16 protein-coding genes are annotated in these 16,214 nt (G+C 39.4%); all 16 read right to left on the bottom strand.

Annotation, left to right across the window (positions count from 1 at the left end):
- Positions 1-541: Wzz/FepE/Etk N-terminal domain-containing protein (locus Q0K96_RS08685; protein WP_297333612.1), on the bottom strand; the 541-nt coding region annotated here is incomplete at its 3' end.
- 1 nt (position 542) lies between these two features.
- The gene (locus Q0K96_RS08680; protein WP_297333611.1) at positions 543-1,313 is read right to left on the bottom strand and encodes a polysaccharide biosynthesis/export family protein; all 771 of its coding nucleotides are present in this window, start codon (positions 1,311-1,313) and stop codon (positions 543-545) included.
- Positions 1,314-1,403: 90 nt separating this feature from the next.
- Positions 1,404-3,383, bottom strand: a complete 1,980-nt coding sequence (locus tag Q0K96_RS08675; RefSeq protein WP_297333610.1) for a nucleoside-diphosphate sugar epimerase/dehydratase — start codon at positions 3,381-3,383, stop codon at positions 1,404-1,406.
- A gap of 85 nt (positions 3,384-3,468) precedes the next feature.
- The gene (locus Q0K96_RS08670) at positions 3,469-4,605 is read right to left on the bottom strand and encodes an aminotransferase class I/II-fold pyridoxal phosphate-dependent enzyme (RefSeq protein WP_297333609.1); all 1,137 of its coding nucleotides are present in this window, start codon (positions 4,603-4,605) and stop codon (positions 3,469-3,471) included.
- A 104-nt stretch (positions 4,606-4,709) separates the two neighbouring features.
- Positions 4,710-5,363 (bottom strand): acetyltransferase, encoded by a 654-nt coding sequence (locus Q0K96_RS08665; protein WP_297333608.1) that lies wholly within the window; start codon positions 5,361-5,363, stop codon positions 4,710-4,712.
- Between the two features lie 24 nt (positions 5,364-5,387).
- The gene (locus Q0K96_RS08660) at positions 5,388-6,161 is read right to left on the bottom strand and encodes an SDR family oxidoreductase (protein ID WP_297333607.1); all 774 of its coding nucleotides are present in this window, start codon (positions 6,159-6,161) and stop codon (positions 5,388-5,390) included.
- Positions 6,158-7,216: a ketoacyl-ACP synthase III gene (locus Q0K96_RS08655; protein WP_297333606.1), complete on the bottom strand. Its 1,059-nt coding sequence runs from the start codon at positions 7,214-7,216 to the stop codon at positions 6,158-6,160. The genes Q0K96_RS08660 and Q0K96_RS08655 overlap by 4 nt, the downstream gene beginning before the upstream one ends.
- 6 nt (positions 7,217-7,222) lie before the next feature.
- The gene (locus Q0K96_RS08650; protein WP_297333605.1) at positions 7,223-7,450 is read right to left on the bottom strand and encodes an acyl carrier protein; all 228 of its coding nucleotides are present in this window, start codon (positions 7,448-7,450) and stop codon (positions 7,223-7,225) included.
- 13 nt (positions 7,451-7,463) lie between these two features.
- Positions 7,464-8,084 (bottom strand): sugar transferase, encoded by a 621-nt coding sequence (locus tag Q0K96_RS08645; protein WP_297333604.1) that lies wholly within the window; start codon positions 8,082-8,084, stop codon positions 7,464-7,466.
- Positions 8,085-9,206: a glycosyltransferase family 4 protein gene (locus tag Q0K96_RS08640; RefSeq protein WP_297333603.1), complete on the bottom strand. Its 1,122-nt coding sequence runs from the start codon at positions 9,204-9,206 to the stop codon at positions 8,085-8,087.
- On the bottom strand, positions 9,206-10,546 hold the full coding sequence (locus tag Q0K96_RS08635; RefSeq protein WP_297333602.1) for a polysaccharide pyruvyl transferase family protein: 1,341 nt from the start codon (positions 10,544-10,546) through the stop codon (positions 9,206-9,208). The genes Q0K96_RS08640 and Q0K96_RS08635 overlap by 1 nt, the downstream gene beginning before the upstream one ends.
- Positions 10,536-11,696 carry a glycosyltransferase family 4 protein gene (locus Q0K96_RS08630; RefSeq protein ID WP_297333601.1) on the bottom strand — a complete coding sequence of 387 codons (1,161 nt, stop codon included), beginning with the start codon at positions 11,694-11,696 and terminating at the stop codon, positions 10,536-10,538. The genes Q0K96_RS08635 and Q0K96_RS08630 overlap by 11 nt, the downstream gene beginning before the upstream one ends.
- 4 nt (positions 11,697-11,700) lie before the next feature.
- Complete coding sequence (locus tag Q0K96_RS08625) at positions 11,701-12,807, bottom strand: glycosyltransferase (RefSeq protein ID WP_297333600.1); 1,107 nt, start codon at positions 12,805-12,807, stop codon at positions 11,701-11,703.
- 5 nt (positions 12,808-12,812) lie between these two features.
- The gene (locus Q0K96_RS08620; protein ID WP_297333599.1) at positions 12,813-13,970 is read right to left on the bottom strand and encodes a glycosyltransferase family 4 protein; all 1,158 of its coding nucleotides are present in this window, start codon (positions 13,968-13,970) and stop codon (positions 12,813-12,815) included.
- The gene (locus Q0K96_RS08615; protein WP_297333598.1) at positions 13,960-15,099 is read right to left on the bottom strand and encodes a polysaccharide (de)acetylase; all 1,140 of its coding nucleotides are present in this window, start codon (positions 15,097-15,099) and stop codon (positions 13,960-13,962) included. The genes Q0K96_RS08620 and Q0K96_RS08615 overlap by 11 nt, the downstream gene beginning before the upstream one ends.
- The gene (locus Q0K96_RS08610) at positions 15,099-16,208 is read right to left on the bottom strand and encodes a polysaccharide (de)acetylase (protein ID WP_297333597.1); all 1,110 of its coding nucleotides are present in this window, start codon (positions 16,206-16,208) and stop codon (positions 15,099-15,101) included. The genes Q0K96_RS08615 and Q0K96_RS08610 overlap by 1 nt, the downstream gene beginning before the upstream one ends.
- Positions 16,209-16,214: the final 6 nt, after the last annotated feature.

The following is a 16,214-nucleotide window of genomic DNA, read 5'->3' as shown; positions in this document are numbered from 1 at the left end:
TCTTGTGTTTTACCGGCTCACCAAACTTGTAACTGCCAATTTTATTTTCCTCTTCATCAAGGAGTGAATAATTATTTCCGCCGGTATATTCAACTTTGTACTTGTGACTGTTTTTTACAGCATCCTTATCGGCAAGTATAACGCTTATAGGAGAGTTGCTGTATAAGTCAACAGTCTTTACCCTGCCTTCGCGCTTATACTTTATGTTCAGGTTAAGATCTCTTACTGCTGATTCTGCAATTGTCCTCGACTTTATAATTTCAATTTCATTATCAACAGTACTTTTAATATTACCCATAAGGTCTACTTCGCTAAGTGCTGCCAGTTCAGAAACCATTCCTCCCTTTTTATCATCCTTTACAAGTATAATAGCTGAAGCACTATAGCTTGGTATGGTATATCTTAAATAAACAAATGCGCATGATAAACAAACTAAAACGCCTACTATAAACCATGGCCATTTTGAAAGATAGGTATATATAGAACGTTTTAGGTCAAACTGAGACTCCTGATTATTACTGTTTTTTTCCTCTATTTGCATTTTATCTTGTACTTAGTGCAATTATTGTAACTATAAGTGAAATAGCAGATATACCTACAGTTAAGTTAGGCCCTATAATTGATGAATTTACCTTTGTTTTATTAGGCTTTACATATACTACATCGTTATGGTCAAGGTAAAAGAACTCACTTTTAATAAAATCAGCACTTGTAATATCAACTGTATTAAGTGTAACAACTCCGTCTTTATCGCGGATAACCATTATCTCTTTCCTTTTCCCGTAAATAGTCATATCTCCCGCAGTACCTAAAGCTTCAAGTAAGGTTATCCTGTCGCCTACTACATTAACAGGGCCAGGGCGGTTTACCTCTCCGATAACTGATACTTTAAAATTAATCACCCTAAGATTAACGCTTGGGTTGGTAATCTGCTTCTCGAGCATTTTCCTTATTTTCTCTTCAGCCTCTACCCGTGTAAGCCCTGCAAGCTTTACTTTACCTAAGCCGGCAAAATCGATCTCTCCGTTAGAGTCTATAAGATAACTGATTAAAACGTCGTTATTTGCTCCGCTGTTTATCTGGTTACTCTGTAAGTTAAGATACATTAAGTTAAAGGGAGCGGCCAGTTCCGGCTCATCTGCAGTAACAGTAATTACAAGATTATCATCAGGTTGCAGCACATTAGCATAATTTACCGCATTTATTGTTTCACTGTCTGCATTATTTTCACTCAGATAAACAATTTTTTTATTTGAAACACATGAAGTGATTAAAAACAATATTGAAAATAACGCTAAAATCCTCTTTATCATGAAAAGTTAAATTTAACTGGGAATTTAATCCTGATTTGGGGCAAAGATAATTTTTTATACCTACTAAATATACTACTTAATAAAAAAACATTATTTCTTAACGATATCCTTATCCAAAGCTTCAAAGGCTGAATTCATGCTTTTAAATTCAGGTACAATCATTTTCATCTGCATTACCACATCTTCATTATTAAATGTGTAGGCGCTCTCTATAAGGCAGTCAGTAAGGTAACGCAACTGGTTAAAGTCATCATTTTCCTCCTCGGCTATCATTATTTTGTCATGGTGAGTGGGCAGTGTTTTCGACTTGTCATTTAAAAGCTCCTCATACAGCTTTTCTCCGGGCCTTAAGCCAACAATTTTAATCTCTATTTCCTTATCAGGAACAAAGCCTGCAAGACGTATCATTTTCTTGGCAAGGTCAATAATTTTAACCGGCTTGCCCATATCAAAAATATATATTTCGCCGCCTTTACCCATAGCACCGGCCTCAAGCACAAGCTGGCATGCTTCGGGTATTGTCATAAAATATCTTATAATATCCGGGTGTGTAAGCGTAATAGGCCCTCCGCTTTCTATCTGTTTGGTAAACAACGGAACTACAGAGCCGTTAGAACCCAAAACATTACCAAAGCGCGTAGTAATAAACTTAGGGCCACTGGCATTTTCAGCAATAAATTTGTTATGAAGGCCCTGTACATATTTCTCGGCTATACGCTTGCTCGCCCCCATAACATTACTTGGGTTAACCGCCTTATCTGTAGATACCATTACAAAACTGTCGGCTCCATACTCGCAAGAAAGGTCAGCTATATTTTTTGTACCTAACACATTAACAAATATTGCCTGAGACGGGTTTTGCTCCATAAGTGGCACATGCTTGTAAGCTGCGGCATGATATACCACATGCGGCTTATATTTTTTAAACACCTGTTCTGCCTGTGTCCTGTTCCTTACATCAGAAATAACAGTTACAAGCTCGCTTTTAGATTCTATCTTGCTTATCTCAAGGCTCAGGTGGTGCAACGGTGTTTCGGCCTGGTCGAGCATGATAACACACTGTGGATCAAACTGGATTACCTGGCGCACTATTTCGCTGCCTATAGATCCTGCCGCACCTGTTATAAGTACACGCTTTCCTTTTAACTGAGATGATATAGAATAATTGTCGAGAACAATTGGCTTACGCTCCAGTAAATCCTGAATCTGGAAGTTTTTAATCTTTTTCGAAATTTCTTTCTGGTCTTCCCAGTCAGATACCAGCGGAACGGTATATACTTTATAATTAAAGTCAAGACATTCATCTACAATTGCAAGCTTTTCGTCTTTAGTAAGGCTTTTATCTGCAAGTATTAATGCCTGCGCATTAAAAACGCGCATAAGTGTAGATGTCTTCTTTTTGTGCTGCAATATAGGCAGCCCAAGAATCATTTTAGATTTGTTCTGGCTGTACTTATCTATAAAGCCAACCAGTTTAAACCTTGCAGGAACTTCCGATTTTAGCGCGTTGGCTACCGCAATAGCGTTGGCATCGGTGCCATAAATTATGGCACGTGTTAGCTGAAGTTTTTTAGATTGGTTAAGATAATTCTCAAAAAACTGCTTTACAAGAACCCTGTACAGGAAAAGGCAGCTAAACGAAAATACTGCATTAATAAGTATACCTATGTTCAGGAAAAGTAAATCTCCTGTTAATGATTTATAAAAGCTGTTTAATGCCAGTAACAGGAATGCTGTTGTAAATTGCGAGAAAAATATTTTAACCGCATCTATATAGGAAGAGTGCCTTATAATGCCCGAGTATGTCCTGAAAACACGAAAAGTCAGCACACTTATCAGAAGATAGGCAGGCACACTTATACTAAGCAGATGGTGCTTAATATATATTTCGCCTGTGCGGTAGATAAGCAGGTAACTTATCAGGGCGGTTACAGACACAACAAATACATCAAGGAGGAAAATTATCCATCTTGGCAGGTAGCCCAGGTTATGAAAAGTATGCCAGAGCTTAGTGCTGTCTAACGCATAATCAATTGCATCAGCAACATTTTTTTTAACTTTTTTCTCCACTACTTCTTCAGTTTTAACTTAGTCATCTATCATGCCCCCCTTGAAACAAATTTATAACTTTTTTAACATAAACTCTTAAAAATCATCATAAATATCGTGCTATTGCATTTTTAATCCTCGACCGTTCGTCATCATTTAAGTTAGAACCTGATGGCAGGCAAAGTCCGTTTTCAAATAACTGTTCGCAAACCTTTCCTCCATAATACGGATACTTTTCAAACACCGGTTGCATGTGCATTGGTTTCCATAGCGGCCTTGACTCTATATTCTCAGCATCCAGAGCTTTGCGTAAATCCTCACGTGTCTTGCCACCGTTCTTTTCAGGGTCTATAGTAATAGCTGTAAGCCAGTGGTTAGAAAAATAATCATCATTAGGTTCTGTAAACACAGTAACGGCATCATTGCCTTTAAATAAGTCACGGTAAAAATGGTTCATTGCCCTGCGCTTTTCTATATGGCTGTCAAGCACCTCCATTTGTCCGCGTCCAATACCTGCACATATATTGCTCATGCGGTAGTTATAACCAATTTCACTATGCTGGTAATGCGGGGCATTATCTCTTGCCTGTGTAGATAAAAACACCACTTTATCTTTCTTTTCTTTGCTTTTGGTAACCATCGCGCCCCCGCCGGAAGTAGTAATAATTTTATTACCATTAAATGACAACACTCCATACTCACCAAAAGTACCACACTTTTTGCCTTTATAAGTACTGCCCAGTGCCTCTGCACTGTCTTCTACCAAAGGTATGTCATATTTATTGGCTATAGCTGTAATTTCGTCTGCTTTAAATGGCATGCCGTATAAATGAACCGCTATAATAGCTTTTGGCTTGTTGCCTTTTGCTATACGGTCTTTTATGGCTTCTTCAAGCGCTATAGGGCAAATATTCCATGTTTCAGGCTCACTGTCAACAAAAACAGGAGTAGCCCCCTGATAAGCTATTGGGTTTGCACTTGCAGAAAACGTCATGCTCTGGCATATAACCTCATCACCTGCGCCCACACCAAGCATAACAAGGCTAAGGTGAAGTGCTGCAGTACCGGAACTTAAAGCGGAAACATGAATATCAGTATTAAGATATTTTTCAAGATCCTGTTCAAAACCATTTACGTTAGGCCCTAATGGCGCTACCCAGTTAGTATCGAACGCTTCTTTAATATATACCTGCTCATTACCCCCCATATGTGGTGAAGAGAGCCATATTTTGCTTTTTTCCATGATAATGTGGTAAGGTTTGTTTAAGCCGCAAAAGTAGCGGTTTTAATGTAACGTTTTTAACAGGCTATTTAAATTTTAAGTAATTTATAAAGGTTTTATGTTATCTAAACTTTAGGTATGGCAAGGACCTTTTCCTTAAACCTGTGAAAGTAAGTTGTATCATCTTCTATATCCCGCTCTATAATCATCCCTGCTGCAATTTTATTGCGGTTGCCAATTGATATCTTAGGTATAGATGCGGAGTTTATGCCAAAAAGGTTTTCATCTCCCACTACTGTAAATCCTGAAAAGCATACATTAGGGCTGATAAAATTATAATTGCCTATCCTGGTATCATGCCCCATACTTGCCCTTGAGTTGATAAGTGTATAATTACCCACAACAACATTAGGCCCAACATTTACATAAGGAGCTATTACAACACCCTCGCCTATTTTTGCTGATGGAGATACATACGCTAAAGGATGTATAAAGGTTTTAAATACAGCGCCTTTTGTAAGAAAATCTTCGGTAATGGCTTTGCGGAAAGCAAGATTGGCAATACCCATTATATAAAAACAGGAGCTATCTATAACATGGTCTTTAATAGTGCCAAGGTAAGGTGCCGAGAATGAATAAGAACTATATCCTGCCTCATTATCATCTATAAAGCCGCAAACTGAATATTTAGAAGTACCTGAAAGCATATTGGCATGTGCAAGATATTCATCTATTTCGGCTGCATGGCCTCCTGCACCTATAATTATGTATTTATCCATGGTTAATAAGGTTGGTTTTATTTGCTATTTTGCTGTATAGCCGCCATCAATTACAATATCAGTTCCGGTAATCCAGCGCGAGGCATCAGAGAGTAAGAAGGCAGCACCGTTAGCGATATCTTCGGGCTTGCCCAGCCCCAGCGGATGCAAACCGGTAACAAACTGTAATTTCTGTTCATCTTTGCTATATTCTGATGACATAGACATTGGCGTTACCACCACTCCTGGAGATATGGTATTGAAGCGGATGTTTTTTGATGCATACTCTACCGCCAAAGACTTTGCCCCGGCAATAAGAGCGCCTTTGCTCATGCCATATAACGATTTGCCCATTTCGCCCACAGTGCCCATTACAGAGGCTACAAACACTACGCTGCCACCATCGGGAATTATGTTGGATGCCTTGCATACTGTTTTAGTAAGGCTCATGGCGGCAATAACATTTGTATTAAAGACCTCCTGCATTTTTGCTTCGGTAGTGGCGCGGAGCGGCATGGTTGGCGATACACCTGCACAATTAACAAGTCCGCTAAATGCGCCTTTTTGTGCAACAGCCTGCTTTACTGCATCGGCAACAAATGCTGAATCATTTATATCAAGATCAAACACCAAATGGCGTTGTGGCTCATCTGTATGTTCAAGCGTTTCCTGTAGCCTTTCGCGGTTCCTGCCAAAAAGCACCAGTGTGGCGCCAAGTTTACTGCAGGTTATTGCTATTTGCCTGCCAATACCGGATGATGCGCCGGTAACCGCTATAACTTTACCATTAAGCTGAAAAGCTTTTACTGCTTCGTTCATATTTCTACTATATCGCTAATATGGCAGTTGTTGGTTTTTATTAATGCCGATGCCCATGACATACCCACGCCAAAGCCGCACAGGAACAGTTCTTTATCGCCTTGCAGTTTGTGCTGAAGCTCTGATACTATTGTGAGCGGTATAGAAACCGAAGAGGTATTGCCAAACTTACCTACGGATGCAGGTACTTTGTCAGCATCCAGTTTTAATTTTTTTTGTAAATATTCGTTCATGTAGCTGTTTGCCTGGTGGAAAACAAAAAAGTCAGGCCTGCTCATATCCGCTTCGGCATAAGCAAATGTTTTCTTGATATCCTTCGGCACTTCTGCCAGTACAAAATTAAACACATCGGCACCGTTCATATAGCCGTGCTCATCCGTACGGATGTTGCCATGCTCATCAACTACTTTTTCGGTAAGCGTTTCGGGTGTGCTGGGGTTCCTGTAACCGCCGGCATCCATTTTTATGAGTGAAGAGCGTGAGCCGTCAGAATTTAAGGAGAACCAACTGTTGCCAAAGGCTTCATCTTTTTCTATCAGGGCTGCTATGCCGCCGTCTCCAAATAAAAAGGCTGTTTTCCTGTCTTTGGGGCTGTACACGCGCGAGCGGGTTTCGCCATCTAAAAGCAGTGCCTTACGGATGCCCTGCTGCTGCACAAAATTGTAAACGATAGATAGCCCGTAAACAAACCCTGAGCAACCCAGGTTAACATCAAATGCTATGGTGTTTTTACCGAGCCCCAGCCTGTCCTGCAATATAATTGATGTTGCAGGCATGCGGTAATCTGCCGTTTGCGATACAAACACCAAAAGGTCTATTTCGCTTTTATCTATCTGCATATCTTCGATAAGCTTTTCAGCAGCATGATAGCAAAGGTCTGATGCGCAGGTGTTATCATCTGCAAACCTTCTTTCATAAATACCTACTTTATCTACAATATCCTTTACATCTTCGGCAGGAAAATAACGGGTATATTCATAGTTATTAATAACCGTTTTGGGCACTGCCGCAGCAATACCTTTTATCCCGATATTTTTAAACTCCAGTAAAGCCATAATTTATTATTGTTGTTTAGCGGCAACAGCGTTATATAAATCTTCTACTGTTACCAGTTTTGCAAATTCAGCATCTTCTATCTGTACATCAAACTCACTGTCTAAAACAGCTATAAGCGAAAGCCTACTTAATGAATCCCAGGTATCATAATCCCTGAAGTTATCACTAAAGTTTACTTCCTGGTCTTCCATTTCAAGGGCCTCTTTAAGAGCATCTATAAATTTTTCCTGCATGATTGGTATGTTTTTAAGTATTATTTTCTTTAGTTCCTGTAAAAGGTATTGTTGTTGCCACGCCCTGCGTGTTTATATCGCTGCGTTTAATAACCTTAAGTACTGTTAAATATATAATTTTTAAATCTAAAGCAAAAGAAAGGTTATCTACATAATAAACATCATATTCAAACTTTTGCTCCCATGATATGGCGTTCCTGCCGTTTACCTGTGCCCAGCCGGTAATGCCCGGCTTAACCTCATGGCGGCGCGCCTGCCTTGCATTATAAAGGGGCAGGTATTTAACCAGCAACGGGCGCGGGCCTACAAGGCTCATATCACCCCTAACCACATTTATAAGCTGCGGAAGCTCATCTAATGAAGTGGTGCGTATAAATTTGCCCACTTTGGTAAGCCTTACCTCATCGGGCAAAAGGTTGCCGCTGGCATCTTTCCTGTCGTTCATGGTTTTAAACTTTATAACCCTGAACACCTTACCATGCTGACCGGGACGGTCCTGAAAGAAAAATATACTGCCCTGGTTAAATATGGCAAGCAGCACTATAAGCACCAGTAAAACAGGCGATGCTAACAGCAGTACCATAAAGGCTATCAAAAAATCTGAAAATGGTTTTATAACCTTCCTGTAAAGCATTTATAAAAATTTATTATATATTACTTTCATCTCTTCCAGGCAGTTAGAAAGCTCAAAACGTGCCGACTTCTTCTTTGCCTCGCCCGACATTTTGCTGTAAAGCTCCTTATCAGAATACAATTTAGCTATATTGTCTGCAAAAGCATTTTTATCGTCCCTGTTAAACAGGTAACCGTTCTCGCCACTGTCTATCAGGTCAGCATGTCCGCGTATATCCGAAGCTACAACGGGTTTTGCCGCATACATTTCTTCCGCCACATTCATAGGCAAACCTTCCTGCTTGCTCACCGATACGCCAATATCAGACATGGTTATAAGCTCGCCAATATCTTTACGGAAACCTAAGAAGTCTACATAACCTGCAACTCCCTGTTGGCGTGCATATTCTTCTGTAGCTTCTTTAAGTATACCCCTGCCTGCAAAGATAAATTTAAAATTGCTTATCTTTTCCTTTATCAAAGGTATGCTTTCCAGTATAAATTTATGGTCTTTCCTGTTAATAAATTCGGCAATATAAATTATGATAAAAGTATCCGGGCTATATCCGTTTTTTTCCCTTATTACATTTTTATCTGTAGACGATACACCTTTAAACTTATCCGAATTAATGCCTACCCCTGATGTTTTAAATACATTTTTTACGGCAAAGTTACGCTCGGTTACCACATTATAATCTTCCTCGTTCATGGTAATAATACCGTCAGTGTACTGAGAAAGGTATTTCTCCATAGGGTAATACAGCATCCAGTATATTTTAGGAGAGCCTTTATAAAAGTGGAAACCGTGTGCGGTATAAAGCACCTTAAGGCTTCCTCTTAACCTGAACTTTTTTGCAGCCAGCCTTGCCACTACAGAGCCCATTGCCGTGTGGCAGTGTATAAGGTTATAGTTTTCCTTTTCTATTATTTTTTCGAGCTGGCGCGTAGCCTTTACGTTATTTACAGAAAAAGGGTTCCTGTTTATAGGAAGGTTATACTGCTTGTCTGCTTCATGTATCTTGGTTTCGGGGTCATTTGCGGCAACATGAACCTCATAGCCTATACTTTGCAGGTACTGTATGTAGGGTATATGAAAAGCCCTGAAATGCTTATGTATGTTAGCTACAAATAGAATCTTTTTCATTAAAAAATGTTTTTAAGATCCTGCACCAGTTTGTTGCGCTCCTGTACCAGCTTAAACTGATATTTATCTATCTTATCAAGATAATCCTGCTTGCCTTCCTCCAGCTTTTCAACCATTTCATTAAGTTTAGCAGATGCAACAGAATCGATGCCCAAAACATATTCCGGCACGCCGATATCTTTCATAATGCCATAGCTTTTATTACCGCCATATGCAATGGCAATAGATGGTGTTTTTTCGTTAAGGGCAAATATTACAGAGTGAAACCTGGTACCCACCAGCAAATCGTAATAAGAATACAGCTTTTGCATTTGCCTGCAGTTAAGCGCGAAATCTTCCATATATACTACAGAGGCTTTAAGCTGCTCATTCAGGTTGTTATACACATCCTTTAGCGCAAGCCTGTCGTCTTCGTGGGCGCTTGGCCCCAGCGTGTGCGCTACAAGGCTGATGCGGTAACCACGGTTAACCTGCGTTTCTATAAAACGGGCAATTTCGTTAAGGTAGTTGCTGTAAAGCTCATCTGCATTGGCATAGCCGTCAAAACGGTATGGCCTTAGCGTTATTGCTATATTTTTCTTTGTTTTATCAAAGCCCTTAGATTCCAGGTAAGGCAACATATCTTCTTCTGCCCCTTTAAGGAAAAAGCCAAGATCAGGAATAGTAGGTGCATTTATACCCAGTTCTTTCCTTACAAACTCTTTAGATACATCTTCGCGAACCGATATAAATGACGACTTCTTTATAACCCTTTTTACCAGCCATTTGGCAAGGCTGTTTTTTAAAGGGCCTATAGAGTTGGGCAGTATAATAGTTTTTACTTTATAACGGTGTGCCAGCATAAGGTCGAAAAGAAAATAATACATAACATAGGCGTCATATATTTTACCGTAGCTGTGCAAAAAGCCTCCGCCTTTAACCACAATAGCCGAAAGCTGAGGAAAAAGCTCTAACGATTTTTTTTGCTCTGCAGAAAGGCTTGCCCTGCCTATTGCATTAAAAAATGAAAACCGCGAGGTGAGCAGCAATGTGCTAATAAAATCAGATATTGCGGTAAAACCCCACTTAATGTAAACAAATTTACTGTACTTAATTTCTGTAGATGTGTTTTTGCTTTTAACACGCGGATGCTGTAATATCCTGGTAATAAACTCATAACCCAGCCCTACCGATTGTGCCTTTTGCAATGTTTTTTCTCTTTCATTTGCACCCGATTCATATAGATATACCTGCAGGTCAGGGAAAACATCTTCAAAAACACGGATAGATTCCCAAACAAGTGCCTGGTCTCCCCTGTTTAAATCGGTATTACCGGGAACAACTAAAATTTTATTTTTCATTTATGCTTTGTAAAAATTTATCGTAATATTCGCGCCTCTTAACCTCTAAGGCGTTAAACTCATACTCTTTAGCCAGTTCAAAGTTTCTTTTACTGTGCGAAACCAGCACATCGCGGTTTAAAACCTTCTTTATTTTATCTGTCAGGTCATTTACATTACCCTTTTTAAATACCGCGCTGTCATCAAGTAGTTCTGGTATTCCTGCCACATCAGATCCTACACATGCACAACCGACACTCATAGCTTCTATAAGCGCTCTTGGAAGGCCCTCTGCATCACTTGGCTGTAAGTATAAATCGGTGTTTTCTAATATGCTGAATATCTCTTCATGAGGTATTTTTCCCGGAAAATTAACCCTGTCTGCCACACCAAACTGTTGTGCTATATTGGTAAGCCTTGCGGTATCACCGCCACCTACAATATTATAATGCACATCATACCCTTCCTTAACAAGGGTAGCCATAGCTTCTATTACATAATGATGGCCTTTGTGAGGCAGGTTTACAGCACCCAAAGAGGTGAAAGTTATCGGTTTTTTTATATCAAAATCAGCATAGCGTGCTTCCTTATTATTTTGGGTGGGAAGATTAGTTAACACAACGTCTGATATACCCACACCACCATATTTTGTCGGGTAACGCCCCTGAAGGAATTTTTTGGTTACATATATAACATAGGGAGCATCGGCTACCAGTTTTCTTAGTTTATTCCTGGAAAAAGGCGCATACAGCTTACCAAGAGAACCGTGGTTCCTTAAAGTATCCCAAGGGCATACAACCACCTCTACAAGATAAGGTTTGTTTATTTTTTTAGCATGTGCAACCGCTACAGAGCCAATAGTACTTGGCAGCCTCACTACTATAACATCTGCCTCCTCAACCTGTCGTATAATTTCCTGTTTGCTTTTAAAATAATTTTTTAAAAGAGCAGGCCTGTTAAACGGGGCTATCTCTTTTACATAAAGCCCATTTTCATTAAGGTTAATCAGTTTAGATGTATCATCCGTTTTAAAGACGCGCATTGCAAATTCAACCTGATTGCCCAGGTACATATAGCGTGCATACATATCCAGGTCTGCCTTAGATCCGTACTGGTTACCCTTTGAGTCTTTCCAGCGCGGGCCATCGTGAACAAATAAAACTTTTCTCATATTATTAACCTGATAATTTGTCTTTAAAATTTTTAAACTGGATAGCCGAATCAAAATTACTGATTGCATATTCCCTGAAAGTATATGCGGTACTGTTATTTTTTACTTCAGCAATTTTCTGTGCTGTTGCTTCTGCATTATAGGGGTCTATAAGGCAGTGGTGGCCATCCTGCGGAAGGCATTCTGCAATTGCTGAAATATTAGAAGTAACCACAGGTAAACCTGTAACCATTGCCTCTATCAAAGCATTAGGCTGCCCCTCTGTAACCGAAGGGAAGAAATACATATCAAAAGCCCTGAGATACTCCGGTATATTACTTTTATAACCTAATACCTGCACATTATTGCTTATCTGCAATTTTTCAATATATGGAATCAACTTATCTGTGTTATTACCTATTAACACAAAAAAAACAGTGCTGTCAGCATCAATCAGTATTTTGGCTACATCCAGTAAAAAATAATGATTTTTTGCTTCGGTAAAACGCCCAGTATGGCCAATTATAAACTTATCAGCAGGTAAGCCAAGCTTCTGCCTTAGCTGTTCTTTGTTTTCGGCTGCCGGGTTTATGTATTCTTCAATCTCAATTCCGTTCTTAATAACCTCAAAACGCGTATCAGCAGGATATTCATTTTTGAAGAAGAATTTTAAACCTGTAGCTGAATTGGCAAAAATATCTGTACTGTATTTATATACCAGCCTGTTCAGGAAGTTTGAGTAACCAATCCTGAGCTTTGTGGGGTTTGTAAAAAGGTGGCTGCTTTGCCTGTAAAATGTTATGCGCTTTTTTACACCGGCCAGTTTGCTGAGCATCATGGTTTGCCCTGCAAAGTTGGCATTAAAATCGCACACAACATCAAAGGCATTAGCTTTAAAAAAACGGTAATACCACCTCATTTTAGAAGGGCTGAAGTTACCTAATGGCTGAAAGACCATGCGGGCGCCTGTTTTTTGGTAGGCTTCAAACAATTCGTCTTTATTGCTGTTTCGCACCAAAACGGTAACATCCATACTGTTATTAAGGTACTTTAGAAACCTTAACAGGTATGTTTCTATGCCTCCCGATTTAACTGAAGGTATTATAAAGCATATTTTTAATTTGTGAGACATTGCCACTATTTTGCTGAAATATAATCGTTAATAAGCGTATTAATTTTATCAGACATTAAGAAATTATCAATTTTATGCTGACGGGATTTGTTACCCATTTCCTGCCTTAATCTATCGTCAGTTAACAACATTTCGAGCTTATTGGCTAGCTCTTTAAAGTCGCCAACCGGAAAAAGCATCCCGGTTTCATTATTTACAATAACTTCAGGAATCCCCCCAACATCAGAACCTATGGCTGGCACCCCTGCAAAACCTGCTTCTATTATAGAGTTTGAAAGGCTTTCTGAGCGTGAAGGCTGCACGAAAATGTCCATTGCGGGTAAAACTTCGGGAACATTATTAATGATCCCAAAGTTAATGACCTTGTCCTTAAGCCCGTATTTTTTTATCCTATCCAATAGCTGGTTGGTAACATCTGCGCCTTCCATCAGTCCAATAAGGCAAAGTTTAAAAGGCCTGTCTATTGCTTTGCTTGTAAGTTCGTTAACAGCATCAATTAATATATCAACACCTTTAGTTTTGGAGGCGAAAGCAATGCAACAGATATATAACGTATCATTACTAAAGCCAAGTTTTGCACGAGACTCCTCTTTGTTGAAAGGATTTAGCTTGCCTCCGTTATACAAAACCTCAAATTTATGAGCATGTGACGGATAAAAAGCGGTGTATTGTTTATTTACCGCATTAGATACGGCAAAAAAACGGGTGTTGAATTTATTTATCAGTGCTCTGTAAATGCGTGTAGTTTTTTTAAGCTGGCTTAAATTGGCCGCTTCTTTTATATTTTTATCTACAAGCATAAGCCTTACTGTATTCCAGCGGTGTTTGCACCCAAGTAGGTAACCAAATATGCCGGGCCACAGCGGCTGGAAATGCGAATGTATAATGGCAGGTTTATGCTGCTGCATAACCTTGTAAAATACTTTAAAAAAATCTTTAGGCTTTAATGCATTGGCAACATATAACGCTATATTATTTTCTTTAAGCTGTTGCAGATATTCTTCAGATTTTGGTTTAAGATTGTACATAACCACAATCTTTATACCCTTAGGCGCAGCAGCTTTAGAAAGGTCGATGATGTACCTCTCCAGCCCCCCGAACTTTTTGGAGTCATAGCCCATAACGTGGACAACAGTTTTTATCGCTTCTTTTTTATCTGCCATTTTTCTTTGCATTTATAATTTGAGCAAGCTGGTTAGACGACATAAACTCTGCATCAGGCCATTTTTTTACAATACCGGCAAGCAATTCATTAAGTAAAGCTATATTACGTGTGCGGTTTGCCTCATCTATATACCCAATGAAGTTTAGCCTGTGCGAAGAAAGTATAGCCGGTTTTTTATTATCAAATGCTGTCTGAATCCTTTTAAGGCAATCTGCTACATTATCAGTACCCGGATAGAGTGATGGTTCAAAAAAAGCATTCCTTACCAGGTAAAGCTGTCCATATTTGTTATACTTGCCTGTATAGTTAAGTTTTTTGCCGTGCTTTTGCGCAATTTTTGGTTCTTTTTGTATCGGTAATCCCTGTAATGAGGTAATTCCGTTTTCACTAAGCAGTTTTTCTATTTCACTGTTCCAGAAATATCCGGTAGCGATAAAAGATTCTGCCCTGTAACCAATCTGCTCTTCAAACAAGTTCAGCCCGTCGGGTATTGCTTTAAACATGGCTGCCCTCTGCTCTTCGTTATACGGATAAAAAGCGGTATTGTATATTTTTGATTTTTGCAGAAAGCCATCTTTAGAGAGGTTAAAACAGCCTAAATTAAAAGCCAGTTGCAGCTTTGGGTTTTTACCTTCTTTCAGTTCATTAAGCCACAGCAAAGGGTTAAGGTGCTCACGCCCGTGAAACTGCGGTACAAAAACTTTCTGCGCCATACCCTGCTGCCATAAAGCAAAAGCATTGCTATGCTCAGGATATCTTTCAAGGGTTTTTGTAAATGGTTCATAAATATACTCCTCAAATCCTGATTGCTTTATTTTCTCAAAATCAGGGTTAGCCACATTTGTATTGGCTGTTATTACGGGAGTATTACCATACTTGTCTTTATATTTTGAAAGGGTTTCAAAAAGGATTTCTAAATCGCTTGCACTAGCAAGAGAATCATATTTTGCATAAGGGTTTTTATCTACACCAATACCGCTTTTAAGCAATGTGTTATAAACATCTTTAGACGGCATAGAAATACCACCCCAGTCATCGCTCTCTATAACAATAATCCTCCGGCTGGTTTTCCACCCCTGAAGGTTTACCAGTTTTTGACCTATGTATGATTTTATACCCTGTATCATTATTTTCCGCTGATAGTTAAACCCAATTCGGTAGATGTCATAAATTCTACATCAGGCCATTTTTTAACTATGTTATCCAGTAGCTGCTTAAGCTGCTTAAGGCTGTTATCGCGGTTGGCAGTATCCAGCCCGCCTATAAAGTTAACCCTGTGTGAGCTTATAATGGCAGGCTTTTTCCATTTAAAAGCAAGCTCAATTTCTGCAAGGCATGTATCTATCTCATTTTTCCTGGAACCTGAAGGTTCAAAAAAGGCATTCCTGGTTATATAGATTTGTCCGTATTTATTTTTTTTGCCCAGATACCTGAAGTTCTTCCTTGTTTTACCTTCTCCGAGTACTTCTTTCTGGATTTTTGAAGTTGACATGAACTGTATGCCTTTAGACGCTGCAACAGGCTCAAGAGCATTATTAAAAGGACCGTTTGGCGGTACAAAAAAGCTTGCCCTGCGGCCATGTATTTTCTCGAACTGGTCCAGCCCGTCACTTACAATTGACTTTTGTAACTCAATATCATTGGCAAATTCAAGGTCAAATGCAGCCTGAAAGCCAATTTTTCCGTGCTTTCGCTTATATCCCCATACACCCTGGTCAAATGCCAGCAGCGCTTCTTTATCATCCTGCTGCAAAGCCCTAAGCCATGCTGCAACATTAAGGTGCTCACGCCCGTGGAATTCTGGTACAAATATGCCTGCATTGTAGCCTTCCTGCCAAAGCTTAAAAGCACCGTGTTTATTATATTTTTCTAATGTAGTGGTAAAAGGCTCATAGAAATATTCCTTATAGCCCGATGCCTTTATCTTTTCAAAATCAGGATTAGAAGTGAGGCTTACCGCTGTTATTTTTGCGCCCGAATTATTCTTGTCTTTTACAGAAGTTAATACTTCATAGAGCATTGATAAGTCTTCAGCAGAGGCAAGGGTATCATATTTATTGTACCTGCCACCTGCACCTTCTTCTATATTTAAGCCGGCAGCTTTAAGTGATTGGTATGCTTCTGCCGAAGGCATACGCACACTTCCCCAGTCATCACTCTCAAAAATTACTATTTTGCGTTTGCCGGACCAGCCCGGTATATTTGAAAGATTTTTAATAATTGTAGAAACTGCCATGAAAAT

The organism is Flavobacterium sp., from assembly GCF_024305175.1.
Taxonomy (GTDB): Bacteria; Bacteroidota; Bacteroidia; order Flavobacteriales; family Flavobacteriaceae; genus Flavobacterium.
Note: the sequence above shows the minus strand (reverse complement) of the source record. Positions and strands in the feature narration are given on the sequence as shown.